General features: G+C 38.5%; 23 protein-coding genes and 1 pseudogene. 13 read left to right on the forward strand and 11 right to left on the reverse strand.

Annotated elements, in window-relative coordinates; all coding sequences use genetic code 11:
- Positions 1-7: 7 nt before the first annotated feature.
- From M1D81_RS03890 to M1D81_RS03900, 3 genes are all read left to right on the forward strand, one after another.
- Positions 8-385 (forward strand): OsmC family protein, encoded by a 378-nt coding sequence (locus tag M1D81_RS03890; RefSeq protein ID WP_133744873.1) that lies wholly within the window; start codon positions 8-10, stop codon positions 383-385.
- Between the two features lie 65 nt (positions 386-450).
- On the forward strand, positions 451-1,518 hold the full coding sequence (cax, locus tag M1D81_RS03895; RefSeq protein ID WP_044334656.1) for a calcium/proton exchanger: 1,068 nt from the start codon (positions 451-453) through the stop codon (positions 1,516-1,518).
- Between the two features lie 67 nt (positions 1,519-1,585).
- The gene (locus M1D81_RS03900; RefSeq protein ID WP_133744874.1) at positions 1,586-2,368 is read left to right on the forward strand and encodes a YfkD famly protein; all 783 of its coding nucleotides are present in this window, start codon (positions 1,586-1,588) and stop codon (positions 2,366-2,368) included.
- A 113-nt stretch (positions 2,369-2,481) separates the two neighbouring features.
- Here M1D81_RS03900 and M1D81_RS03905 read toward each other — a convergent pair whose 3' ends face one another.
- From M1D81_RS03905 to yfkAB, 3 genes are all read right to left on the reverse strand, one after another.
- On the reverse strand, positions 2,482-3,201 hold the full coding sequence (locus M1D81_RS03905) for a YebC/PmpR family DNA-binding transcriptional regulator (RefSeq protein WP_003218036.1): 720 nt from the start codon (positions 3,199-3,201) through the stop codon (positions 2,482-2,484).
- A gap of 211 nt (positions 3,202-3,412) precedes the next feature.
- Positions 3,413-4,249, reverse strand: coding sequence for a mechanosensitive ion channel family protein (locus M1D81_RS03910; RefSeq protein ID WP_041116197.1), 837 nt, complete (start codon positions 4,247-4,249; stop codon positions 3,413-3,415).
- Positions 4,250-4,256: 7 nt separating this feature from the next.
- Positions 4,257-5,378 (reverse strand): radical SAM/CxCxxxxC motif protein YfkAB, encoded by a 1,122-nt coding sequence (gene yfkAB / locus M1D81_RS03915; protein WP_041106321.1) that lies wholly within the window; start codon positions 5,376-5,378, stop codon positions 4,257-4,259.
- 146 nt (positions 5,379-5,524) lie between these two features.
- On the opposite strand from yfkAB, the gene M1D81_RS03920 reads away from it, so the two are divergent.
- On the forward strand, positions 5,525-5,716 hold the full coding sequence (locus M1D81_RS03920; protein WP_012009274.1) for an SE1561 family protein: 192 nt from the start codon (positions 5,525-5,527) through the stop codon (positions 5,714-5,716).
- A 101-nt stretch (positions 5,717-5,817) separates the two neighbouring features.
- On the forward strand, positions 5,818-6,609 hold the full coding sequence (gene pdaA, locus M1D81_RS03925; protein ID WP_198457190.1) for a delta-lactam-biosynthetic de-N-acetylase: 792 nt from the start codon (positions 5,818-5,820) through the stop codon (positions 6,607-6,609).
- 34 nt (positions 6,610-6,643) lie between these two features.
- On the opposite strand, the gene M1D81_RS03930 is transcribed toward pdaA, so the two are convergent.
- The 3 genes from M1D81_RS03930 to M1D81_RS03940 form a co-directional block, all read right to left on the reverse strand.
- Complete coding sequence (locus M1D81_RS03930; protein WP_456265576.1) at positions 6,644-7,138, reverse strand: DUF2716 domain-containing protein; 495 nt, start codon at positions 7,136-7,138, stop codon at positions 6,644-6,646.
- 33 nt (positions 7,139-7,171) lie between these two features.
- Positions 7,172-8,131 (reverse strand): magnesium/cobalt transporter CorA, encoded by a 960-nt coding sequence (corA, locus tag M1D81_RS03935; protein ID WP_456265575.1) that lies wholly within the window; start codon positions 8,129-8,131, stop codon positions 7,172-7,174.
- Positions 8,132-8,267: 136 nt separating this feature from the next.
- A complete protein-coding gene (locus M1D81_RS03940; RefSeq protein ID WP_456265574.1) occupies positions 8,268-8,780 on the reverse strand; it encodes a stress protein in 513 nt (170 codons plus the stop codon).
- A 434-nt stretch (positions 8,781-9,214) separates the two neighbouring features.
- Between M1D81_RS03940 and M1D81_RS03945 the strand changes: the two genes are divergently transcribed.
- The 4 genes and pseudogenes from M1D81_RS03945 to M1D81_RS03960 form a co-directional block, all read left to right on the forward strand.
- A complete protein-coding gene (locus M1D81_RS03945) occupies positions 9,215-10,084 on the forward strand; it encodes a DNA-3-methyladenine glycosylase family protein (RefSeq protein ID WP_456265573.1) in 870 nt (289 codons plus the stop codon).
- 102 nt (positions 10,085-10,186) lie between these two features.
- Positions 10,187-11,572 (forward strand): 23S rRNA (uracil(1939)-C(5))-methyltransferase RlmD, encoded by a 1,386-nt coding sequence (rlmD, locus tag M1D81_RS03950; RefSeq protein ID WP_456265572.1) that lies wholly within the window; start codon positions 10,187-10,189, stop codon positions 11,570-11,572.
- 136 nt (positions 11,573-11,708) lie between these two features.
- Positions 11,709-12,119: a DUF6508 domain-containing protein gene (locus tag M1D81_RS03955; RefSeq protein ID WP_456265571.1), complete on the forward strand. Its 411-nt coding sequence runs from the start codon at positions 11,709-11,711 to the stop codon at positions 12,117-12,119.
- Positions 12,120-12,484: 365 nt separating this feature from the next.
- Positions 12,485-12,682 (forward strand): annotated as a pseudogene (locus M1D81_RS03960) (MerR family transcriptional regulator); the annotation flags it as partial.
- Between the two features lie 468 nt (positions 12,683-13,150).
- Here M1D81_RS03960 and M1D81_RS03965 read toward each other — a convergent pair.
- The 4 genes from M1D81_RS03965 to M1D81_RS03980 form a co-directional block, all read right to left on the reverse strand.
- Positions 13,151-14,254, reverse strand: a complete 1,104-nt coding sequence (locus M1D81_RS03965; RefSeq protein ID WP_456265570.1) for a hypothetical protein — start codon at positions 14,252-14,254, stop codon at positions 13,151-13,153.
- Positions 14,244-15,188: a GapS4a family protein gene (gene gapS4a, locus M1D81_RS03970; protein ID WP_456265569.1), complete on the reverse strand. Its 945-nt coding sequence runs from the start codon at positions 15,186-15,188 to the stop codon at positions 14,244-14,246. Before gapS4a ends, M1D81_RS03965 begins: the two co-directional genes overlap by 11 nt.
- 16 nt (positions 15,189-15,204) lie before the next feature.
- Positions 15,205-16,284: a nucleoid-associated protein gene (locus M1D81_RS03975; RefSeq protein ID WP_456265568.1), complete on the reverse strand. Its 1,080-nt coding sequence runs from the start codon at positions 16,282-16,284 to the stop codon at positions 15,205-15,207.
- A gap of 142 nt (positions 16,285-16,426) precedes the next feature.
- The gene (locus tag M1D81_RS03980) at positions 16,427-16,834 is read right to left on the reverse strand and encodes a nuclease-related domain-containing protein (RefSeq protein ID WP_456267163.1); all 408 of its coding nucleotides are present in this window, start codon (positions 16,832-16,834) and stop codon (positions 16,427-16,429) included.
- A gap of 487 nt (positions 16,835-17,321) precedes the next feature.
- Between M1D81_RS03980 and M1D81_RS03985 the strand changes: the two genes are divergently transcribed.
- The 4 genes from M1D81_RS03985 (at position 17,322) to M1D81_RS04000 (ending at position 21,212) form a co-directional block, all read left to right on the forward strand.
- A complete protein-coding gene (locus M1D81_RS03985; RefSeq protein WP_456265567.1) occupies positions 17,322-18,503 on the forward strand; it encodes a DUF1835 domain-containing protein in 1,182 nt (393 codons plus the stop codon).
- 224 nt (positions 18,504-18,727) lie between these two features.
- Positions 18,728-19,294, forward strand: coding sequence for a hypothetical protein (locus tag M1D81_RS03990; RefSeq protein ID WP_456265566.1), 567 nt, complete (start codon positions 18,728-18,730; stop codon positions 19,292-19,294).
- A 26-nt stretch (positions 19,295-19,320) separates the two neighbouring features.
- Positions 19,321-20,604, forward strand: coding sequence for a hypothetical protein (locus M1D81_RS03995; protein ID WP_456270890.1), 1,284 nt, complete (start codon positions 19,321-19,323; stop codon positions 20,602-20,604).
- Positions 20,605-20,930: 326 nt separating this feature from the next.
- Complete coding sequence (locus M1D81_RS04000) at positions 20,931-21,212, forward strand: hypothetical protein (protein ID WP_212048789.1); 282 nt, start codon at positions 20,931-20,933, stop codon at positions 21,210-21,212.
- Positions 21,213-21,265: 53 nt separating this feature from the next.
- Here the strand turns inward: M1D81_RS04000 and M1D81_RS04005 are convergent, their stop codons facing one another.
- Positions 21,266-22,774 carry a helix-turn-helix domain-containing protein gene (locus M1D81_RS04005; protein ID WP_456265563.1) on the reverse strand — a complete coding sequence of 503 codons (1,509 nt, stop codon included), beginning with the start codon at positions 22,772-22,774 and terminating at the stop codon, positions 21,266-21,268.
- Positions 22,775-23,075 lie beyond the last annotated feature (301 nt).

The raw sequence follows: 23,075 nt of genomic DNA on the forward strand, positions 1-23,075 counted from the left end.
AAAACGAATGACGCTGACATACAAAAAGGATCATTGGATCGCACATATTGAGGACAGGCAGCTGCCTATTTCAGGAACAGAAGAACTGGGGTTCCGCCCATCTCAATTGTTCACCTCAGCCATTGCAGGCTGCTTTGGAGAAATGCTTATTCATGTATGCCGTAAAAAGCGAATATCCTATGAAGGGCTGACGATCACACCTGAAACGACAAGGGTAGGAGCTGTAAATAAAATTTCCTGCATTCATTTACATATCTTATTTGAAGACATCAATACATCTGATGAACAAATCGATAAAGTGATCACCCTTGCATTGAAGCATTGCTCTATGGTGCAGTCTGTGAAAGGGAGTATTGATATCACTTTCTCACACGCGCGAATCTAAAATGTATACGATGCCGGCACTCACGAAAGAATAACAGTCAGACATATGTAAAGGAGAATGGCTGTATGAATCGTTTGTTTCTTGTAATTGTCGCAATCGGTGTTCCGCTATCGGTGATTGGCAGTTTTCTTCATTTCCCGCAGGTCATCATGTTTGCCGTTTATTGTATCGCCATTATTGGTCTTGCTAGTTTTATGGGAAGAGCCACAGAAAGTCTTGCCATCATTGCGGGACCTAGAATTGGCGGACTTTTAAACGCCACATTCGGAAATGCAGTGGAATTAATCATATCGTTTTTTGCCTTAAAGCAAGGACTGACGGCCATTGTACTTGCTTCATTAACTGGATCAGTCATCGGAAATTTACTGCTTGTGGCGGGGCTGTCTTTTTTTGTTGGCGGATTAAAATATAAGCGCCAAGTGTTCAATGTCCATGATGCAAGGCACAATTCAGGCTTGCTCATGTTTGCCATCATTGTAGCGTTTGTCGTTCCAGAAGTGTTTTCGGTGGAGATGGCAGAGAATAAACAGTTTGTTTTGAGCATTGGGATCAGCATTGTGATGATTTTGCTTTATGTTGCGGCGCTTTATTTCAAACTAGTCAGTCACCGCGGTGTCTATGTTGCTAAGCAGGAGAGCGTGCAAGGTGAAGCGGAGACGGAAGAAGAAACACCTGAATGGTCTGGCAAGTTTGCCACCGTGATTTTGCTGCTTTCGACGATCGCAGTTGCGTACATTTCAGAGCGCCTTGTTCATACATTTGATACGGTAGGAGAACAGTTTGGCTGGAGTGAGCTGTTTATCGGTGTCATTATTGTGGCCATCGTCGGCAACGCCGCAGAACATGCCTCAGCTGTCATCATGGCGTATAAAAACAAAATGGATGTAGCAGTGGAAATTGCCTTTGGCTCCACGCTTCAGGTTGCCATGATGGTCGCGCCAATCCTTGTCATCAGCTCGCTATTTTTTGATAAGCAGATGCCGCTCATTTTCTCCTTGCCAGAGCTCATTGCGATGGCATCCTCTGTGCTGCTCACGGTGATTTTATCAAATGATGGGGATACAAACTGGTTTGAAGGCGCCACATTACTCGCTGCCTATTTTATTATGGCGATTGGATTTTTCCTTTTATAATCTTTTGTGGATAAGGGACGTCTTTGCGGAAAATACTATGGAAAAATGAATGAGAAAGAGTGATGATATGAAAAAGATGCTCCGCATCATGTTTGTTGTTCTCTTATCCTTAAGTTTTCTATACAGCTTTCCAGCAGAAGCGGCAAAGCAATTTAAAGTGCCATCCTCTGTCGCCAGTATCTCCAAGGAGAATACGTATCCAAACGCGTCACAGGATCAGCCGCTGCTCCAGCCGAGCGAGCTGACGGCTGAATTGTTCAAAACAACAAGTGTACCGATTGAGAACACTCATTTGATTAAAATGCTGAATGAATCCAGCATTTCAGGGACGCCATTAGCTGTTGGATACCGTGCGACCGTTTTCCTCGGGAGATGGGCGCTGAGCTACGATTCAAACGAAACGGTCGCCAACTGGGAATACAAAAAAGTGAATACGAACCACATTGATAACAGAGGCGGCAACAAAACAGCCATTGGAAAATACGTTCAAAAGCAGCAAGTGAAAGTAAGCGGAGGCCTCACAGCAAAAGTGCCGAACCCAGAAGATGTGAAAACATTGATGATGCAAAAAGCGATTCAAAAAACAAAGCTGCCCCTCGCTTTTGACACCGTGATTGGTGCAGGAACAAAACGAGATCAGTCATACCACGTCTCTCCGAAAAAAGCAGCATCGCTTCATGCCTATGCACCAGCGATTAACGAAAAAGGTAAGGTCACATACGGAGAAGTGTACCTTGTACTAAAAGGAAATAAACGAAAACTCGTCGTGAAAAACGTGACCTCACAAGGAATCGGCGCTTGGATTCCTGTTCAGGATCACTTGACGTTTGGGTTTCAAGGGATGAATTAATCTCCTTTTATCAATAGAAGAGACATTAACGCTTTATCCATGATTTTTAAAGAAAATATAAAAAGCCATAGTAGAAGTTGAATGAACTCAACGACTACTATGGCTTAAGTTTTTTATTCCCCTAAATCCACATTATGATAAACCTGCTGCACGTCTTCAAGCTCTTCTAATACATCGATCAGCTTTTCAAATTGTGCTTTTGATTCATCATCTAATGTCACTTCGTTTTGCGGAAGCATTGTGATTTCAGCGACAGTGAATTCTTCTACGCCGGCTTGTTTGAATGCTTCTTGTACTTGATGGAATTGATCTGGTTCAGCGTACACAATCACCGTTTCATCTTCTTCCATGATGTCACGTACATCAACGTCTGCTTCCATTAAAAGCTCAAGCGTTTCTTCTTCACTTTTTCCTTCGACACCGATGACAGCTGTTTGGTCGAACATGTAGGCAACAGAGCCGCTTACGCCCATGTTTCCACCGTTTTTCCCAAATGCTGCTCGAACATCTGAAGCTGTACGGTTCACGTTATTGGTGAGGGCATCAACGATCACCATTGAACCGTTTGGACCAAATCCTTCGTAGCGCAGCTCATCGAAGTTCTCTTCCGCACCGCCTTTGGCTTTTTCAATGGCACGGTCCACAATGTGTTTTGGGACACTATATGTTTTTGCACGTTCTAGGACAAAACGAAGTGCTTGGTTTGATTCTGGGTTTGGCTCACCTTGTTTGGCAGCCACATAGATTTCACGCCCGAATTTTGCGTAAATACGACTTGTACTGGCATCCTTTGATGCTTTCTTTTCTTTAATGTTGTTCCACTTACGACCCATCTTATTCACTCTCTTTCACTTAGAAAATACACAGTATGAGGGTCCCCATGCTGCATGAAATCATTCTGCTATCTATTATACATGAATCAGTCAAGAGGATAGAAGTAAGAGGGCTGAAATGAAGAGCGAATGTTCAAGTGTTCCAAGTTTCTCGCAAGCCCGAGTCAGCCCGGCAACTTGTATATAAAAAATAACCCCATCATAAATGAGGTTATTTTGCCGGCTGGGGATAAGCGAGATCCTCAAGCAATTTGACATCATGCTGATGAAGCTGTTTGATCATTTCTTTTCGCACAGCGAGGGCGGCTTCGAAGTATTTTTCGTCTTCGACCATTCCCTTTACTGTGATTTCAATCCCGCGATTCAGCTTATTCAAGCCCATAATTCCATGAACCTGAAAGGGTTCAATGGCGTTTTGGAATTCATCTTTTTTAAGAAAATCATGATGCATTTGATTTAAATTGTCACATGCTGATTCAAGTGCTTGAAAGGCGATATCAGGGTTTTGATTCGCACTAATTAACACAGATTCCGTAATCCGCATGTAGTGCATGTTATAGTTTTGGATTTGCCGGATATCTCCGTTAGAAATGGTTAACAGCTTGCCGCTCCATTCTCTAATTTGCAGAGAGCGGAGACCAATCTCTTCAATGGTTCCATTAAAGAGGTTATTCACCGTCACATAATCCCCTTTATGAATCTGTCGTTCATAGATGAGAAAAACGCCAGCTAAAATATCACGAATCAGCGTCTGGGCGCCAAAACCGATGACGATCCCAGCAACACCAGCACCCGCAAGGATTTTCCCAAAGTCATGAAAGAACAGAGAAATGACATAGAGCACAAAGCAAATCGACGCGGTGTACTGCGTGACCGATTTCACCAAGCTCTCGATCGTTTTCTTCTTCTTGTCCTCTATAAACTCAGTTCGTTTAAAGAAAATTTGAAGGGCTTTGTTAATCATAAAGACGGCAAGCCAAAGAATGAGTCCAACAAGGAGAATTTCAATGTATTTGTTTTTGACCACTGTCAGAAATGTATCATCCATCTATCGGTTACCCCCTGGCTGTTCGAGAAGTAAAATCAACATCTTGATAATAGCTGTTTTTCACTAGAACATTCGGACCGAGGCACTGCACGCTCGGGCAATGACAATTCAGTTCTTTTGCTAATTTTGTGTCCATCCAGCGTGTATAGGCTGATTGCAATGTATCAGTTGCAATGTTTCCAAGCGGCGGAGTATCGCCAAAGTCTGTCACAATAATATTCCCATCAAAAATATTCACATTCAACCGTGAACGTCCATCAGGGTCATTTCGTACCGTGACATTTTTCTCCTGGCGCAATCGATTGAGGAGTCGCTGGTCTTCTTCATCTGTGCTGCATGAATAAAACGGCAGGGTGCCAAACAGCATCCAGGTGTTTTGATCACGAATATCAAGCAGCTGATGAATCGCATCCCGCATTTGCGGAAGCGTCAATGATTCAAGGGCGCTGGCGAAATCACTTGGGTACATCGGGTGAACTTCGTGGCGCTGGCATTTCATTTCCTCGACGATTTGCCGGTGGATGTGTTCGATATATGGAAGCGTGCGCTTATTCAGCATGGTTTCTGCGGATACGGTTACGCCCGCTTTGACAAGTGCCTGACTATTTTCAATCATACGGTTAAATAATTTCTCGCGCTGCTCAAAGGTTGGTTTTCGATCCATCATGGCAAAACCGACCGTTGCAAACTCTTCGACAGTGCCCCAGTTATGTGAAATGTGAAGGACATCTAAGTATGGAATAATTTCTTCATACCGCGCCAAATCAAGGGTTAAATTTGAATTGATCTGTGTACGGACGCCGCGTTCATGGGCATACTTTAATAAAGGGACGACATATTCCCGTACAGATTTAAGAGAAAGCATGGGCTCTCCGCCTGTAATACTAAGTGAGCGCAGAAGCGGAACTTCATCTAAACGGCGAAGTAACAAATCAATCGGCAGCGCATTCGGATCTTTAGGCTGTAAGGTATAGCCGACCGCACAATGCTCGCATCTCATGTTACACAGCGTTGTTGTCGTAAATTCAATATTTGTCAGCTTCATTTCTCCGTAATCCTGCACATCGAGATAGGCTTCCCAGGGGTCGTATGCAGGTGTAATCGGACGAAGTGCTGTTTTTTGGTTCATGGTATCTATCTCCTTTTCATTCGGGCAAACGTAGACCCGCCAACAGTTAATTTTAAGCCTCATCACGGTTATACGCAAGGGGGACACAATTGATTCGCAAGGGAAAAAAAGATAAGCTATAAACAAATGCTAAAGGGAGTGTATCGATGGGTAAGGCAGCAGACAGCAAAGAGCAGCAGGTTGATTATTTAAAGAACCGATTAGATATGTTTATGAATGTGATTGATTCATTAGATCCCGAATCAACAGACGTTGAGGATATAGACAGACTGATCCAGATGATTGACGACCTGGAAGCGAAATATGAACGGTTTAAAAACGATTGGAAGGAAGAATAGCTCGCGTGATGCGGGCTTTTTTCTTTAAATTGGCAGGTGAATCGGTGTATGAGTCTCGGTCTTATTCTGCACAATAGAAGAAAAACCGGGAAGTGACGTAAATGAAAAAATACATGCTGATCTGTTTATGTGCGCTTTTTGTTTCCATGCCTCTCTCAGAAGCGGCAGCCGTGTCTAATAAGCCCATCCACTGGGGATTTGCGAAAAGTAAAGAGCACAGGCCGCCGGATGCGGGCAAAGAATTAACGGCACTGTTAAAAAAGTATGATGCGTTCTATTTAGGCAACACGAAAAAGAAAGAGATTTATTTTACCTTCGACAATGGCTATGAAAATGGGTACACACCCAAGATCTTAGACGTGCTGAAAAAACATCAAGTACCAGGCACCTTTTTTGTGACAGGTCACTTTGTAAAGGACCAGCCCGGGCTTGTCAAACGTATGGCAGAAGAAGGTCATATCATTGGCAACCATTCCTATCATCATCCAGATTTAACAACAAAGAGCACAAAAGAAATCAAAGAAGAACTGGACCGTGTCAATGAAGCTGTGTACAAAATCACAGGAAAACAAGATAACCTCTATCTTCGTCCGCCGCGCGGTGTGTTCAGTGAACGGGTATTAAAAGAAACAAAACAGCTCGGCTACCAAACCGTTTTCTGGTCAGTGGCGTTTGTGGACTGGCATATCCATCATCAAAAAGGAAAACAGTATGCTTACGATCAAATGATGAAGCAGGCGCACCCAGGAGCCATTTACTTACTTCATACCGTCTCAAGAGACAATGCTGAAGCGCTGGATGATGCCATCACCGCTCTGAAAAAACAAGGATATTCCTTTAAAAGTCTAGACGATCTCATGCTTGATAAAGTATGGCATCTGCCACAGCTATAGAAAGAAGCCTGCAGAAGACCTGCAGGCTTTTTGATTATCCCTCTCTGATTTTACGCTGAAACAAAAGAGGGTGATGACGTGCAAAAGAGTCAATCAAGCCCTCGCCGAAAATTGTGATGCTTTGCTCCCAAGGATGTCCTAGCAGGCCCCAATCCATTTCTTTTGATAAAAAGAAATAGTAATCCCCATTAGGGAGAACAGGAACTTTCCATTCTCCAAATTCATCTTTTTCAAACAAGCCATATGGTGTGATCCAGTAGCATTCGTGCTGCCAATCAAGTGCCAGCATATATTCGTCCGTTCCGGTGATATTCTCCTGAAAAGAGAGCAGTGCCTTTTCTTCAAGATCTTCATCTGTATGTAGAAGAGAAGAGTCCTCAAAATAAGCAGAGATATCATATGTGATGTAAGGAGAGGGTACTTGAAAAGCGGGAAAGCGAGAGATGCTTGGTTTAAATTTGAACTCTCGAGCAAATGTCTTCCAGGCGAATTTTAATTCTTTGTCTTTCAGTGGAATCCAGTTTTCCATATGATCTTCCTCCCAAGCACTTCTCTCAAAACATTATTTAAAAATCCTAAACCACCCTTTATGTTTAAACCACAAAAGCATTCCAGAGACGAGCAGACCCATGAAAATCAGCACGCCAAAATATCCGTACTTCCAGTGTAATTCAGGCATGTTGTCAAAGTTCATTCCGTACACCCCAACAATAAAGGTTAGTGGAATAAAAATGGTCGACACAATGGTCAAAGTCATCATAATCGCATTCATCCGGTTGGAATTCAGCGTCTGATAGCTGTCTCGTAAATCGGCTGTCATATCACGGTTTGACTCAACAATTTCGGTTAGTTTTAATAGATGATCATAAATATCATTAAAATACGCTTGGCGGTTTGGGTCGCTTTTCATCATATTTGTGTTCACAATACGATATAAAAGGTCTCTCATCGGGATAATCGTTCTTCGCAGTTTGAGCAAATCTGATCGAATCCCGAATACTTCGTTCATTAACGTGCCATACGTTTTATGCCCTTCTTCATCCTCAATTTCATTCAGCCTGTCCTCAATTTGATAAATAATTGGGAAATAATCATCAACAAGCTGATCAATCAGCATGTAGGCAATATGCTCAGGTCCGCTGTTTTTCGCTTTATCAGATCCTTTGAGCTTTCGAATCACACGTTCAACGTACGGCGCTTCCTTCAAATGAAAGGTCACGATATAGTTTTCACCAACAAATAGATCGACTTCCTCAGAACGAAGCGTTTTTTGATTAAGGGCATGCAGCACGAAAAACAAATACCCTTCATAAAAATCAAGCTTGGGCCGCTGTAAATAATGAAAACAATCTTCAATTGCAAGCGGATGGAAATGAAAATATTCCTTCAAAAGCGCTGCTTCCTTTTCCGTTGGCGCATGAAAATCAATCCAATACCAGGCGATATCGGGGCTTGAAAGCTGCTGCAATGTTGCATGTTCAATCAAGTCGCCGTTTTTAGTCACTGCAAGTTTTCTCAGCATGTGCACCCCTCCAGACTTGCATTATATCATGAAGCAGCGCCGGTGAACTTATACGTTTTTCTTCATAAAAAAAGCCGATCTCATTTTTGAGATCGGTTCAATGTGCGTGTATGATTGATGGATAAAATCAAGAGAATTAAGGACGGTGGAACGTAACGAATTTATCTTGGCGGTCAAACCAGCCTCTAAACGCCCAGTTATCCCAGCCGCCATCGCCGTTATTTTTAAATGTACCGCTTTCGAATACCCAAATACCATAAACAACATTACCAAGATTAGCAGTAGCGAAAGTTTTTACGCCGTTAAAACGATCTTCGTAGTTCTGGCTTAGGTTAAAAACCATAACGTTATATCTGCCGCCAGCAGCGTAGAATGTGCTTTCCATGACGCCTTTAACGAATCCAGAACGGTTTGCATTTGCGTTTACCGCGTTAACAATGGCATTGGCAATCCCAAGAACATCAAAGTTTACATTAACATTAGGGCTAGCCGTAGTGCCAGCTTTACCTTCAGCAGCTTTGTTTAAGACAGTTTGCTGAAGTGTAGTAGAAACAGGTGCTGAAGTTTTTGGCTCAGCAGCGTCAGCGAATACTGGCAGTGTCGAAGAAACAGCAGTGGCAAGGGCAACAGAAAGAATTGTTTTTTTCATTGGTCGGATCTCCTTTGTTTTTAAATTTTGGGTCTTCTTTTTCGTAAAATGTGAAACTAAGTGAAGCCGGTCATCAATGAGGTAAATATGTTCCTGCAAGATAAAACAAATGATTGCCTAATCCGCTAATTTCTTTGTTCACCTCCTTGATATGTCATAATTATACAAATGTTTTTAGAATGGAAGATATCACCCAGAAGTTCTATTTCTAATTTAAGGAAAATGAGCCTAAAATGTTGAAGGGTGCTGTCGAATTTTAGCTGAATTCGACTAAAAACTTTCGTCTATCCAAAAGGAGAATGACCACAAATAAGGAAGATATAACTGATAAATTCTTGTACTCTTTATGTTTAAAAGTATTCAATCTAGAGAATCATTCATGCAAAATGAAACAATCACATCTGTGTATGTTTGCAGAAAGGAAGAGGACATGTATGTGGGAAAAACAGCTTGCAGTAGAGCCGCCATATCATTTCGATCAAGTGCTTAGACGCTTATCAAGTGATCCATTAAAAGCAGTCGATTTGAGTCAAAGAGAAATCAAAGTGCCGATCAGATTAGGGGAAAAACCGTACGTGGTCATCGTTCAAGCTACTGGAACAAAAGATTCGCCTATGTTTCGGGTGCGATCAAACGGCCCAGAGGAACCCCTTCTTTCTGAGGTGAAACGGATATTCGGCATGGAGCATCAATTACACATGATTCAAGACCATTTTTCTCAAACCAATCTAGCACCCATTTTTGAGCAGCATATCGGAACGCCGCTCATGCTGGATTTTCATTTATATCATTGTTTAATGAAATGCATCATTCATCAGCAGCTTAATCTTTCGTTTGCTTACGAGCTCACGAAACGATTTGTCCATACGTACGGCGAGCAAATAGAAGGTGTATGGTTTGATCCTTTACCAGAAACCATTGCCTCTCTTGAAACAGATGATTTAAGAAAGCTTCAATTTAGTCAGCGAAAAGCAGAATATGTCATCGATGTGTCGAAACGAATCGTGAGCGGCTCTCTTTGTTTAGAAGAATTACACGATTTATCTGATCTGGAGGTAGAAGAGCGATTGCTTCCGATTAGAGGGATCGGACCTTGGACGGTTCAAAATGTGCTCATGAATGGGCTTGGAAGACCAAATCTTTTTCCGATGGCAGATATCGGCATTCAAAATGCAATCAAACGGCACTTCGACCTGCCTGAAAAACCGACAAAAGAAGAGATGTCAGCGCTAAGCAAGGAATGGACCCCATATTTAAGCTACGCTTCTTTATATTTATGGAGAAGCATTGAGACAGATAAATAAATGAAAGGCATTTTCTCTCTTTGTCTAAGACGTGGTATACTAATGAGATGGAATAAAATGAAGACAACCTATTAAGGGTTCAAATAGAACGGAGAGAATAAAGTGAAAGAAAAACAGCAAGGTGCCCTTTTGCAAAAGGGACAGCAGTTCCCGCTTACCATTAAACGCCTTGGGATTAATGGTGAAGGGGTCGGTTATTTTAAAAAGCAAGTGGTCTTTGTCCCAGGTGCGCTTCCAGGTGAGGAAGTGGTCGTTGAAGCAACGAATGTCCAAGCAAAATATGCAGAAGGTACAGTGAGGAAAGTGCGAAAGCGCTCCGAGCATCGAGTCAAACCGCCATGCCCCGTATACGAAGAGTGCGGCGGCTGTCAGCTTCAGCATTTGGCGTACGAGCAGCAGCTAAATGAAAAGCGTGATATTGTCATTCAATCAATGGAGCGCCATACGAAGCTATCGGTTGAAAAGCTTGATATCAGGCCAACGATCGGTATGGAAGATCCGTGGCATTACCGTAACAAAAGTCAGTTCCAAGTAGGACGTTCTCACAGTGGAGACATCATTGCAGGACTTTACGGACTGAATTCTCATAAGCTTGTACCGATCAAAGAATGTATCGTACAGCATCCAAAAACGAACAAAACAACGGGCGTTGTCCGCAAAATTTTAGAGAAGTTCGGCGTATCGGTCTACAATGAACGGACAAGAAAAGGCGACGTACGCTCGATTGTCGTGCGTGTCGGCTTTGAAACAGGTGAAGTACAAGTCGTTCTTGTCACATCAAAACCTGAATTTCCAAAGAAAAAAGAAATCGCAGAAGCCATTCAAAAACGACTGCCTGAAGTGACGTCTATCATGCACAATATTAATGGTGAAAAAACATCAGTCATCTTCGGCCATCAAACATCTCACCTAGCTGGCAATATGGTCATCCAAGAATTTTTAGGAGACGTTTCCTTTGAATTGAGTGCACGTGCTTTCTTCCAATTGAATCCAAAGCAGACGCTAAAGCTTTACGATGAAGCGAAAAAAGCGGCCAAACTGACTGGCAAAGAAAAGGTTGTCGATGCGTATTGCGGCGTTGGGACCATTGGGATGTGGCTCTCAGATGGCGCCAAAGAAGTACGAGGAATGGATGTCATCAAAGAATCGATTGATGATGCCAAGAAAAATGCCAAAAAACACGGCATGAAAAACGCGACCTATGTAACAGGAACAGCTGAACATTGGCTGCCAAAATGGGTCAAAGAAGGCTTCCGTCCTGACGTCATCGTCGTCGACCCGCCAAGAACAGGCTGCGAACGCACCTTCTTAGACACCGTCAAACAAGTCAAACCAAAACGCTTTGTCTACGTCTCTTGCAACCCATCCACCCTAGCAAAAGATCTTGAATACATGTCAAAAGACTACAAGATCGAATACATGCAGCCAGTTGATATGTTTCCGCATACCGCGCATGTAGAGACCGTTGTATCAATGGTAAGAGTGTAAAAAAGTGAAGTGAATAAAACTGTCCGTGATTTGAATACTGGTGTCTAGCTGGTAGGATAATCACGGATTTTTTTAAATACTGATCCATAGGTGTCGATCAGAGTAAACCATATGAATGAGATAGGGGAGGATGGAAATGAGTCAATTCAAGAGTCTAACAAAATACATACCGATGCTCCGCGAGGACCATATCGGAGAATGGGTGATCGATCAAGAAAGTGATGGAACAGCTGAACACCCAATCCAGATGCCTTTTGTGCATTATTCCGAAACGGTCCAACGCTTTATCGAAGATGTCTATACCTTTGCAGAACAACATCAAGAAATGGAGCTTATCTGCTACAGAGAAATCCTCAAAGAAAATGGCATTGAAGGTGGATTGAACGATATTGAGAATGTGGACCTCTCAAATTTAAATGCGCAGTGTGTACTTGCCCTCATCATGGGAGTGGTGAGTGCTGAGCGGTTTTGCGATGGTGCCATATTCGATTCTTTTATAAGTGGAGCCATGTTAAAGTATCTTGAAAGATTGGATTGTTTGGAGTAAGAGCGGTGAGCGGTTTATTTCAATTATTGGAGTGATCAAATGAAAAGCAAAACAAATTTAACTGAGGCTTTTTCTCCAGATGGGATTGCTAGAAAAACTTTAATCGATAATAGATATAAATTTACAAAGTAACTCAATGTAATCAGAATCTTAAAATTAGCAAAACCTAGATTTTAAGAAATCTAGGTTTTTTTGCGTAACAGCAGTTATTTCATGGAGACTGTTAGATGAATGCGAAGTTGGAGTCTGCATTCTTCAACTTAATCTAATGATAATACGACTGAATATTAAATTCTTCTATTGACTTTCCCCTTTACTGAAAGGTTTATACTTTGATCAGATCAACAAAACGGAGGAGATGCAGGATGTTTAAAATCGGTGATTTTTCTATGTTAAGTAAAGTCCCTGTCAAAACCTTAAGGTATTATGACCAAATTGATTTATTAAAGCCTAAGCAGATCGATCAAGATTCGGGATACTGGTATTATTCAGCTGAGCAGCTGCTTGAGGTCAATCGGATTTTTCTGTACAAGGAATTAGGTTTTACGTTAAAGCAAATGGCTGTAGTGGTGTAAAAGATGTGATGTTTTAGGAATTATTTAGTATTTAAAGAGAATATAAGTTTGACGATTAAATAAATGGATAGACTTGCAATAATTTATAGTAGGATATTAAATGTGGTGAATAATAATACTTATTATTTTAAGTTTCATGATATTGAATTATTGGAAGACTAAGAGAACATATATTATAGCATCAGTCCAAGTTCTGTATAAGACAAAAAAGAACATGTTATCTTTGATAATCACCACATACTAAATAATAATATAATCCAATTAACATTTCAAGAAGACTCTAAAAAACCAATTAGTGGAACGAATAAAATAAGTAGCAAATAAAAGCCCAGAATAATCGGGGCTTTTATTTATTATTTGGAAAAGTACTTGCTAAAACCATCAGGTTAAGATTTTTTATCGAGTCTCCTGATAAAATGAGTACCGTGTTTGGGTCCTATTAAAGGAAGAAAGTAATTACAACTGTATAAATTCTGATAAAACTTTATTTTTTATGTAATCAAAAGATTCGTACAAGAATTGACTTACAGCATTTTTATTCAAAGACATGAATCCAATTTTAGGGGTAATTTTAAACTCAAATTCTGCATTATTTGATTCTATATTTTTAAGGAGATTGGTAAAACCAAAAGTTACCTTACAGCTTATTTCATGAGATCTAAAACGTGCATTAAAACTGGCTTCAATTTCTTCAATAATGATGGCTTTGAGACATTCAGGATCAGTAAAAATTTCAGATCGGTCAATAGCCTCACCGTTTAACACAACTTTTTTCACTTTTTCTTCCATCCATTTTATCTGTTGAGGTGGATTGTTGTAATCCGAGTTAGGGCCTAAGCGGATATTTGAAACTTGATTGAAATTAAAGTTATCTACCAGGTCACTGTTTAACAATCTAAAAAGAAACTTATTTCTATCTTCCGTAGGCAAAATGTTGGAAGTAAGTTTTTTTAGAGCAGTGTCTTTTTGAACGCACCCTTTATCCTTAAACTGTTTTATCGCTTCTTTAATTATTAATTCGTTTATCCGCTTGGTTTCGGTTGAAGTATGTTCTGCAATAATATCTACTTGATTATCTTCATTCTTTACAAGTGTTATCTTTGCATCATGAGTTGTTTTATGCTCCATGAAATTTTTGGTCACGTCTTCACGTTCAATTGTATAAGACAAGCTTGCTGTATTTGTATTTTCAAAGTTGAATTGTGGAGAATCTTTTATTCTACATATGTTGTTGTCGTAGTTTAATAAACGGTCAAAATCAAAGTCCAGTGAACTAACTTCCTGAGGAAAGTTTATGTCATTTTTTAAATCAATACTGCGAGATCTACGTTTTATGCTGTCTTCTTTTCTTTTTTGATTTTCTTTCAAAAATTGAAACTCTGATGGAGATAAAACATTACAACATAATAAAGGTATTGTTTTATGAGGGTTTGAGTCAGGTACATAAATTCCCTTTTTAGCTAACATTTTTTTTAAATCAGAGTCGGTAATTTCTGATGATGAAAGAAAAGGTTTCAAAATATCTCCATGTGGTAATATAAAGTCAAGATCAGTAATCAACTTTTTCCACCTCCAGTGCTCTAAAGTCACCAAAATCGAATTTAAGTGCTGAGATTTTATCTGCAAAATCTTTATCTTCAAATTGTGACTTTACTATATTAATAGATTGTTCATGTGAGAGCTCATGATAATCAGGAAAACAAATAAGAATTTTTGTAGGCCAGTTATCGGATATAGTGTTGGCAATTCCAATGAATTTTTTAAAGTCATCTTCGTCGAATGGTTCAGCTGAAAATATTACAAGTGTAGGGTTTTTTGAATCTCTGTCAACCATTTTGATTAACAAAATATTAGACGCTAAGTATTCAACTGGAAGAATAGGTCCTTCACTTATTCTTTTATCAATCTCTAAATTAAAACTAGTGCGGGTATAATAGTAATTGTATGTTTTTTCAGGAAAGTTTAGTTTTAAGAAGTTTAAACATCCTAGTATAAAGTTTATTCTAAAGTTGTCAATTAAAATTACAGTTTCATAATTTGTATCTTCTGGTGTTCTAAAATCATCAATTTCTTTTATTATGTTGGCTTTTGGATCTTCTTCATATGCAAGCCATATAATACATTCTGTAAGCTTCTTTTCACTTCTGTTAAATCCTCGCACATTTGAGATGCTAGATAACTTAATACATCCTGCAGCATCATCGATATCCTTGATGAACTTTTTTAGCTCGTTTGTTGGTCTAGACTTGTATTTTTTTCGATACTTCATCGAAACAGGCACCCTATTTACATATTTGGTGAAAAGTGGACAACTATACATTGTGAAAAAATCTAATCCGTGTTTTTTTCTTGGCCCTTCACTTATTTGGTGTTTTTCGGGATTAAAACACGTAATGTCAATTCCATCGATCAGATTCTTCCAACCAATAAGTCGAAGAAAATTTTTTGCTACGCGTTCTCCAGCTTCCCCAGATTTTTTTTCTTTTTCACCCATGACTGCAACTCCTTATTTATGATTCTTTATTAAAGAAAATTTTATAGTAATGCATATTTTTTTCTTGATCAAAACCTTTTTCAATATTCTCGCTATTTGATTTTTTTGAATTTTTAACTTTGATTTTTATCTCAATGTGATCATCCAATTTAATGGTTTCATTTAATCTTTTTATTTCTCTTTTCAATGAGGCCGGTTCTATAGAAAATTCCTTTGTTAAAAGTTGATGATTATTAGAATAATTATTTTCAACTAAACTTTCAAATGAAGTAATAGACTTCTTATCTTCAAAAACTTTAGAGGTGAATTCTTCCAACTGAAATTTGGTGTTGTCTTCCAAATATTCTATAGCTTTATTAAGGAAATTTACTTTTTTTAATATTGGTTGATTTTCTTCTATCTCGGTGTAAGTTTTTGAATATTCCTTGCAAATATTCAAAAACTTCTGAGTGTAATAAGAATCGTTTGTGATGTCTGTAGCCCCTAAAAAATTTTCTTTCCAATATTTCGATTCATCAATTTTTTTATTTGATGTATCAACAAGGAACACTTGATAACCATTATCTTTTTCAATATTTAAAATTAGTGCACCTTTATCTAACTTTTTTGTATGTATTCCTTTTTCAAAATTCAAGATGATTTTTTTATCAGAAGGTTCAACTTGTAAAAATATATCTTTGTTTTCGGACTTAAAAATACCTATCGCATCAATTAATTTCCCATTGATTACACAAGAGGATAAGTATGCTATATAAAGTTCTCCAGATTTAATATTTGGATGGTCGGACTGATTGTAAAGATGCTTTAGAATGTTAATTGATTCATCTGTGAAATTATTATTCTTATCTGCAAAAATGTTGTTACAGTATGTGTATACTTCATTAAATTTCAGATCATTTGTATGAGAAAATTGAAACGTTTTATCATAATTGAATGATTTTAAAAAGTAATTCATTAAAGTTTCCTGCGCATTTATTCCTTCTTGTTCGTTTAATATGGGAGGTGAATTAGAAGCTAAATAACCTTCTTGTTTTAATTTATTTCCAACTTTATGTATAACCAAGAAATCAAGTGACGCGTTTGTAAAGTCAACCATATTAATCCCTCCTGAAAAACAAATTATAACATATGATGGGTTTAATTTGAATAAATGGTCAAACATAGGAGATTATTGTCGTTTTTATTGGATATATGTGGGGATATCCAGAAGGATCAAGTGCTTATTTGGGTTATAATAATTAATAAGTGTTTTTATAAACTATGAATATCGTTGTCCTTTTCTGTAACAAGTGCCATTCTACATGAACTAATCCTATATCATAAATGACTAACTCATTTGAAGGAATTTTCCTTAATTCTTCATCTACTTTAAATGTACATCGCTTCGTAAATGAGATTAAAGAAACGACTGATAAGATATCAATCAAATTTTTTGCGCAGTGCTTGATGGCTTGGATGTGCCCATAATTTTGAGCGAGTGGACTCATAAACGGAAATTTTCCGTTTACCAGCCAAGTCTTGCGCTTTTTACCACCGTAAATTGTACCTTGATAGTTCTTCGTTTCAATTATGAACAAGGCATGCGGCGAGATGACGATATGGTCAATTTGAGAGTAACCCGTTGAAGACGAATGATTTTCTATCATTACATCATTCAAAAAAGAAAATCTTTTGGCAATTGCGAGAGTTGAATATCTATTTTGTACACACCAAGTGCCCCTTTTCGTTCGGTTTTTTTTGTTGGACAGCTTGCTGTACAACGGGTTTAGTTGTTTTTTCCTTTTTAAATAAAAAGTCTAAGCAGATTGTTGACAAAGGGCTAAAATGATTTTTATTTTAGCTCTTTGTCTTCTTTTCAGCGTGATAGAAAACCTTTGCAGTCTAGGAAGGACGAGCACTGGCGCGGAGCGAATTTGACATTCGTGAGCACCGGCACGCAGGCCTGACACCGAATGCGAGGGTTTGTCTACACGCTGTAAGAACATTTGTCTCCTCGATTCTGCATTCATTTCTTCTGTATATATCTTATCGTCTCTTTGTCATACTTTTGAATGAAATTGACTCAATAGAATTGACGAAAGAACCATGAATAGGTGAAGATGAAATAAACTGTAAGATAAAGGGAGACGAATAATGATACATATCATATTTGGGGCGGCAGCTGCCGGTAGTTTAAAACAAGCAATACGTGAAATGAAGCAAGATCAAATAGATGATATCATCGCTTTTGATGATATTTATTCGATTGGACCACTTCTACATTTACACGAAGATGAAGGACAAGCGAACCGTATAGAATGGCTGCGTAACGTGATGTCAAACGAATTTGGCTATTTTGACGACATGGTTAACGATCAGCACAGAATGCTTCAGCAAATAAGAGAAATAAAAGCTGGCAGTCGTATTCTCATCTGGGCAGGCAGTAATGCCCATGAGCAAATTGGCTTGCGATATGCCGTCTATTTATTAAAAGAAAAAAGGGTTGAATTGTCTGTAATCAATATAACGACAGCATTTGATCAGCTGTTCAATACGAATACTAGAAGAATGATCCTTCGACATTCCGGCGAAATCATACCTGAAAAATTTAAAATTTTGTACGAGAGTAAAGAGCATATTCACCCAGTGACAAAAGAAGAGAGAGAAAGATTACAAAATGAATGGCTTTCACTTGCTAAAGAAAATCATACGCTGCGGATATGGAAAAAAGGACAAGTGATCAGCGTACCAGAAGATGAATTTGATGCTTATTTAGTGAAAATGGCTAAGCGGCTTCATCAGTCCGCGCCAGAAGAGGAGTACATCGTCACTCCACGTCTAATAGGAGAAGTCATTGGTCATTTAGATCAGTATATCGGCGATGATTTTATTGAATATCGACTGAAGACATTAATTGATCAAGGCATTTTTGACATGAAAGGAAAACGAACTTCCATGCGTTATTACTCAATTAAACTGACAGAGTTCGGTCAGAACTTCAAAAAATGGGTATGCTGTCGAGAGTTTGTAGATCATCCTTTTGTGAAAATTGAAGGAGATTACGGTGAACCTTTTCAGTGTGGGTATTGCGAATGTCATTTAGAAAGAGATGATGTACCAATGAGTGATACACTTTTCTCAAAGATCTGGAATTGGAACATACAGTATGGCCGCTGGTTTGACGAAGAGACCGATGATTTGCGGCCAAATGGCGTAGACATGGAAAAGAAGTTCAATCAAGAAGGAGAGCGTATCACGAAAGAAATGAAACGTGAATTATCTCCTGCGTATCAAATAGAGTATAGCCCAAGTGAATTGACGAGATATTTTATTTAAAACAGTAGAATTAATTAAGTATATGTAGGTTTTTCTAAGAATTAGACATTCGTTGAACTGATGGGAAGTGAATGTTTAATTCTTTTTTTATTTATGAAAGATTTTAAGATCCGCAGAAAAATGGAATCTGCAACGAAGGGGAAAATATTGAAACATTTCTTTGTTAAAACCGTAATAAAGATAGAGCGTTCAACACAAACATTTAAAACGGAGAGGAGTACTACATGGAACAAGCTGCACTGAAAAAGATGAGGTCAAAACAAATCATCGTCTCTAATTTAATAGTTGGCATCATGATCGTCACTTTTTTTATCTTGATTCAATTGTCTGACATTCGATTTACACATTTCTTTCTTTGTTTAGGAATTATCATGCTCTTTCTAAGTATTTATGGTTTTATTAAAAAAGGATCAACCAAGTCTTTCATTCCTATTTTCGAGCAGATAGCCATTTATGAAAGAGAAAAATTGGGGAAAGAGTGGGAGAAAGAAAAGAGATCAGAAAATATTTCGAGAGCGGTATTGAGTGGTCTGATGTTCCTTCAGTCATTTAGCTTCCAAGATGTAACGATTCCATTCTTAAGCATACAGCCTATACTTTTACTTTTCTTATTATTTGTAACTCTAGCCCTTATTAATATAAGCATGCTTTATCGCTTTAGAAAAATCGACCGGTCGACTGAAGGTGAATTAAAAGGCTTTACAAAAGAATCAAACATGATGTCAATGGTTTTAGGAGTATTATCAGCGATCATCATATTCAGCTTTATTGTCACCTTTGTTCTTCCATAAAACATCATCATTTTGAGGTGAAACAAATGAATGCAAACATTCAACAACTGATCGATCAAACAAAGGCGAAATTTGGTTTAGATTTTTACTATTTAAAAAGACACAGTTTTCATCGCTACGTCAATATGTTCAATGAAACGGTGTATACATTGAATATGGAATGGTTTCCTTCTCATGAAGCTGAACCCGAGGACGATGATCTAAACCCGGACGGCACAGCCGTCATTGAAGTGAATTTGAATACAGGCCAGATTGAAACGGTTATTTTTGTCATGGATAAAACCTTCGCAAAGAATGGTGTCACATTTAAGAGGCCTTATCCAGCTCATGTCATTCAATGGATCGAACAAGAAACAGGCTTGGTCTATGGCGAGCATTTTCATATGCATCAAAAGGAGAAAGGGGAACTTTTTTTCGAAGAAGCAATAGATGGTGTGAAAGTGACGCCTTCAGGCAGAATCGAAGTGAAATGGGATGAACATGGGCAGCTCATTCACTATATACATCGAGGGCCATTTATGGCAAAAAAACGACTAAAAACTGAAGAATATACGCTTTCTATTGATAGGATCGAGAATTTAGCCCAGCAGCAAGTGCAGCGGTTTGATTGGCCTGCCTTTGAGCAGAATCGAATCCGCCCTATATATGCGTTAGAAGAAATTTATGTCAAGAACGATGGAACAGGAACGATACCGTTTGAAATTGGGCGTGAAGAAAGACATTATTTACACGTGAATCAGGTCATGGAGTGGAATGAACCGTTAAACAAAGTCTTTGAAAAAAAGGAAATCAATATAAATGAGGACATTACTGCTGAACAAGCCTTCTCACTGGAGCCTTCACCGGATACATTCCCGATCTCAAAAGAAGAGCAGGCTGCGTGTATCAAAGCGGTTCGAACCTTTTTGGCGCAAAAATATTCAAAGGATACAGGGAAGTGGGTGCTAAAAACACTCCACCGCGATCATGGCTGCATCCATGCGATATTAAAAACAAATGAGCAAGAAGGCTGTGGATTTATGGATAAGATCATGGTTTTCATTGATGCCGAATCTTTTGAAGCCATTAATTACATAGATAAAAAAGAGATGTTTCAAGTGTGCGGGATACTCAATCCATCTCAAACAGCTAGTGAAATCACCATATCTCAGAAAGAAGCCTTTGAAACATTGAGAGAACGCCTCGAACTTACACCCATCTATGTCTATGACGATGTGCAAAAACAATATGTTTTATGCGGAAAGCTTGACTGTCATGATGGCGTTGATGCAGTGAGCGGTGAAGTGTTCTCTTTGACAGACCTTTCATAACTTCTAAAAGAACAGTGAGCAGCTGTTCTTTTTTGTCCCGTTTCCCTCTTTTTAGAATAAAAATGGAATTTTGTAGAAGGAAGTAGTCGTTTCATCACGAAAGAAACAGATAAGAATATGATCATAGGTCCATCGGTTGGAATTCGTATTTCATATAGTAAACGTCATACATATTAAAAACCATTGCAGTAAAGTTGATCGACAAAATGACATCGTGTCTCTAGTAGTAAGCGAAACTAGGCGGACTGAGATCATAGGATGAGTTGAACATGTTTGTTTTTAGGTAAGCTTAAAGACATAAATAGAAGAAAGTGAGGATATCTACCTTGAGTACATTGGAAGTGTTTCGTCAGTTTTTGGTTGACCATTATCCTGCGTTACAAGATGAGCTTTGGCTGAAAGATGTTGATACCCTTCGAATCTCTCCTATTCTTCATCCTTTTCTGAAAAGCAAGCTGCCAGAAGGAATCGAAAAATTTACTTGTGTTCTATTCACGCAGCAGACAGATCAAACCGCTGCACCGCTCAAAGTCTACCTTCTATTAGATGAACATGAGCAATCGCTTTACGCCATTGATTTGATGAATGAACAAATAGCGCTTCATTAATACAGAAGCAAAAAAGCTGCTTGAGAGCTCCTCAGCAGCTTTTCTTGTGAATATTAGTTTGTCATATCAACCAATCTTGAGTGCAAGTTGTCCAATTCTTTCTTTGTTGGAAAAGAGCTGATCAGCAGCGTAGACCGTCCTAATTGATTAGGAAGTTCAGTATCGGTCACAATCATATCAATCCCAAGTCGATCCATTGTCAGTTCATTTAATGTATTTTCTGGACTTGTGAAAATATGAATGAGAGGAGGCAATCTTAATTTAATTAAATCCGCAATCAACAAACTATGATTATAACCTAATGTTGAAATGACAAAAATGTTCAACACGTTTCTCCGATCCATTTCCAAATGAACAAGCCCCCTCCAGTTAGAAGTAATGATACGAATCAATTCTCGTTCATTTTTCACAAAAGAAGCAAGTATATCGTCTGTTTTTAACTCTTGGATGATATGAGTAATCCTCGAATAGAAGTGAGGAAGCTGTTTTTTTACCTCTGATAAATACCTCGATTTCTTTTTGAAAAGAAATCCATCTCTTACGGTAATTTCCCTAGAATACACATAATATTGGAGAAGAATCAGTGTCATCACCTTGCGATTAGCCACCTCTTGATGAAAAATCAACTCCAATTGATTGATAAAGGAATGAATGGCTTCGAAGAGGTGTGGTGTATGCGATTGAAAGAACATCAATTTTTCTTCGACAGTTTCAATTGATTTATAATGGCCAATAGCTGGTTCAATCAATAGTAAAAAGACAAATTCGTGACGATCCAACGTAACACCAAAAGTGTCCTTTGTCATTTGGCAAACGTGTTCTTCCAAGTTTTTGATTTGGTTATAGATACCTTTAGCTGTAGATGTTTGTTTTTCCTTATCCATTGAGTACGTATAATTGCGTCGTATGGTAAAATTTTTCCTCACTCGGTGTATGGAAACGGCGAGCCATAGGCAAAATTTATCTATAGCCACATCAGGTAAATTGACTTCGAGCATCTGAAATAGCTTTTGTAAAAAATCAACTGCATCTTGCTTTTGAATATCATCGAATGGCCAAAGCCTGCTTCCATACACTTCAAACAAAAATTCCACAAAAAATTGACGAATCTCCTTCTCATTTCCATGGAACTGCATACTATCTGGTCGTAACTCAATGTCATACGAGATAAGAAGCGAATTGATTTTATGAATGGTGTTATACAATGTGGATCTACTGATATTCAGCGTGTCCATCCATTCATAGAAAGACCTGTTTTGTTCAAAGAAAACGCCGTCAATCAATCGAATCTCAATCGTATCTTTTAGAATTTCTTTGATGTAGTAATCCACTCGAATCGTCTGTGTATAACAAATCGATATGCCTTGTCTTGGCTTTATGTGGATTAACGGCTCTCCGTTCTCTGTTTGGAACGACTTCATTTGTTCTAAATCGCTTTGAATCGCACGAACTGAGCCGATATTTTCATTTGATATCTCTTGAAGGCTCCACCACTTATTTTTTGAAACAAGCAGTTTTAAAATGTTTATCCATCTCTTTGATTTATTATCAATGAGCTCCATTAAACAACTAACTCCTTCCCTTGGCTTGCCTCGATAAGATGAAGTTCACTTAAAAAACATTTGATTTTCTAAATAGGCATAAAATGATTTTAATGTTTAGGCAAAATCGTTTTGTCTTCACTTTTCATGATAAAAGAGAAAAAAATTAGACGGAAACAAATGTTATGCCCTGATTCTCCATATATTTCTTTTAAAAGGTGATAAGTAAGCCATGAATCCTATAAAAATGGATCATTTTAGATATTTAAGTTTATTTTTTTGCTGTTGAAACGGTAAATGTAAGAATAAAATACAGCAGCTT

This window comes from Bacillus sp. JZ105 (assembly GCF_053903125.1).

Coding starts and splice junctions, on each gene's coding strand:
- gapS4a (WP_456265569.1), bottom strand. CDS start 15,188: ATGGGTGAAAAAGAAAAAAAATCTGGGGAAGCTGGAGAACGCGTAGCA.
- M1D81_RS03995 (WP_456270890.1), top strand. CDS start 19,321: ATGAATGCAAACATTCAACAACTGATCGATCAAACAAAGGCGAAATTT.
- M1D81_RS03890 (WP_133744873.1), top strand. CDS start 8: ATGACGCTGACATACAAAAAGGATCATTGGATCGCACATATTGAGGAC.
- M1D81_RS03940 (WP_456265574.1), bottom strand. CDS start 8,780: ATGAAAAAAACAATTCTTTCTGTTGCCCTTGCCACTGCTGTTTCTTCG.
- M1D81_RS04005 (WP_456265563.1), bottom strand. CDS start 22,774: ATGGAGCTCATTGATAATAAATCAAAGAGATGGATAAACATTTTAAAA.
- M1D81_RS03905 (WP_003218036.1), bottom strand. CDS start 3,201: ATGGGTCGTAAGTGGAACAACATTAAAGAAAAGAAAGCATCAAAGGAT.
- M1D81_RS03975 (WP_456265568.1), bottom strand. CDS start 16,284: ATGGTTGACTTTACAAACGCGTCACTTGATTTCTTGGTTATACATAAA.
- M1D81_RS03985 (WP_456265567.1), top strand. CDS start 17,322: ATGATACATATCATATTTGGGGCGGCAGCTGCCGGTAGTTTAAAACAA.
- M1D81_RS03980 (WP_456267163.1), bottom strand. CDS start 16,834: ATGATAGAAAATCATTCGTCTTCAACGGGTTACTCTCAAATTGACCAT.
- yfkAB (WP_041106321.1), bottom strand. CDS start 5,378: ATGAACCAAAAAACAGCACTTCGTCCGATTACACCTGCATACGACCCC.
- pdaA (WP_198457190.1), top strand. CDS start 5,818: ATGAAAAAATACATGCTGATCTGTTTATGTGCGCTTTTTGTTTCCATG.
- M1D81_RS03920 (WP_012009274.1), top strand. CDS start 5,525: ATGGGTAAGGCAGCAGACAGCAAAGAGCAGCAGGTTGATTATTTAAAG.
- M1D81_RS03930 (WP_456265576.1), bottom strand. CDS start 7,138: ATGGAAAACTGGATTCCACTGAAAGACAAAGAATTAAAATTCGCCTGG.
- M1D81_RS03990 (WP_456265566.1), top strand. CDS start 18,728: ATGGAACAAGCTGCACTGAAAAAGATGAGGTCAAAACAAATCATCGTC.
- cax (WP_044334656.1), top strand. CDS start 451: ATGAATCGTTTGTTTCTTGTAATTGTCGCAATCGGTGTTCCGCTATCG.
- M1D81_RS03955 (WP_456265571.1), top strand. CDS start 11,709: ATGAGTCAATTCAAGAGTCTAACAAAATACATACCGATGCTCCGCGAG.
- M1D81_RS03910 (WP_041116197.1), bottom strand. CDS start 4,249: ATGGATGATACATTTCTGACAGTGGTCAAAAACAAATACATTGAAATT.
- corA (WP_456265575.1), bottom strand. CDS start 8,131: ATGCTGAGAAAACTTGCAGTGACTAAAAACGGCGACTTGATTGAACAT.
- M1D81_RS03945 (WP_456265573.1), top strand. CDS start 9,215: ATGTGGGAAAAACAGCTTGCAGTAGAGCCGCCATATCATTTCGATCAA.
- M1D81_RS03900 (WP_133744874.1), top strand. CDS start 1,586: ATGAAAAAGATGCTCCGCATCATGTTTGTTGTTCTCTTATCCTTAAGT.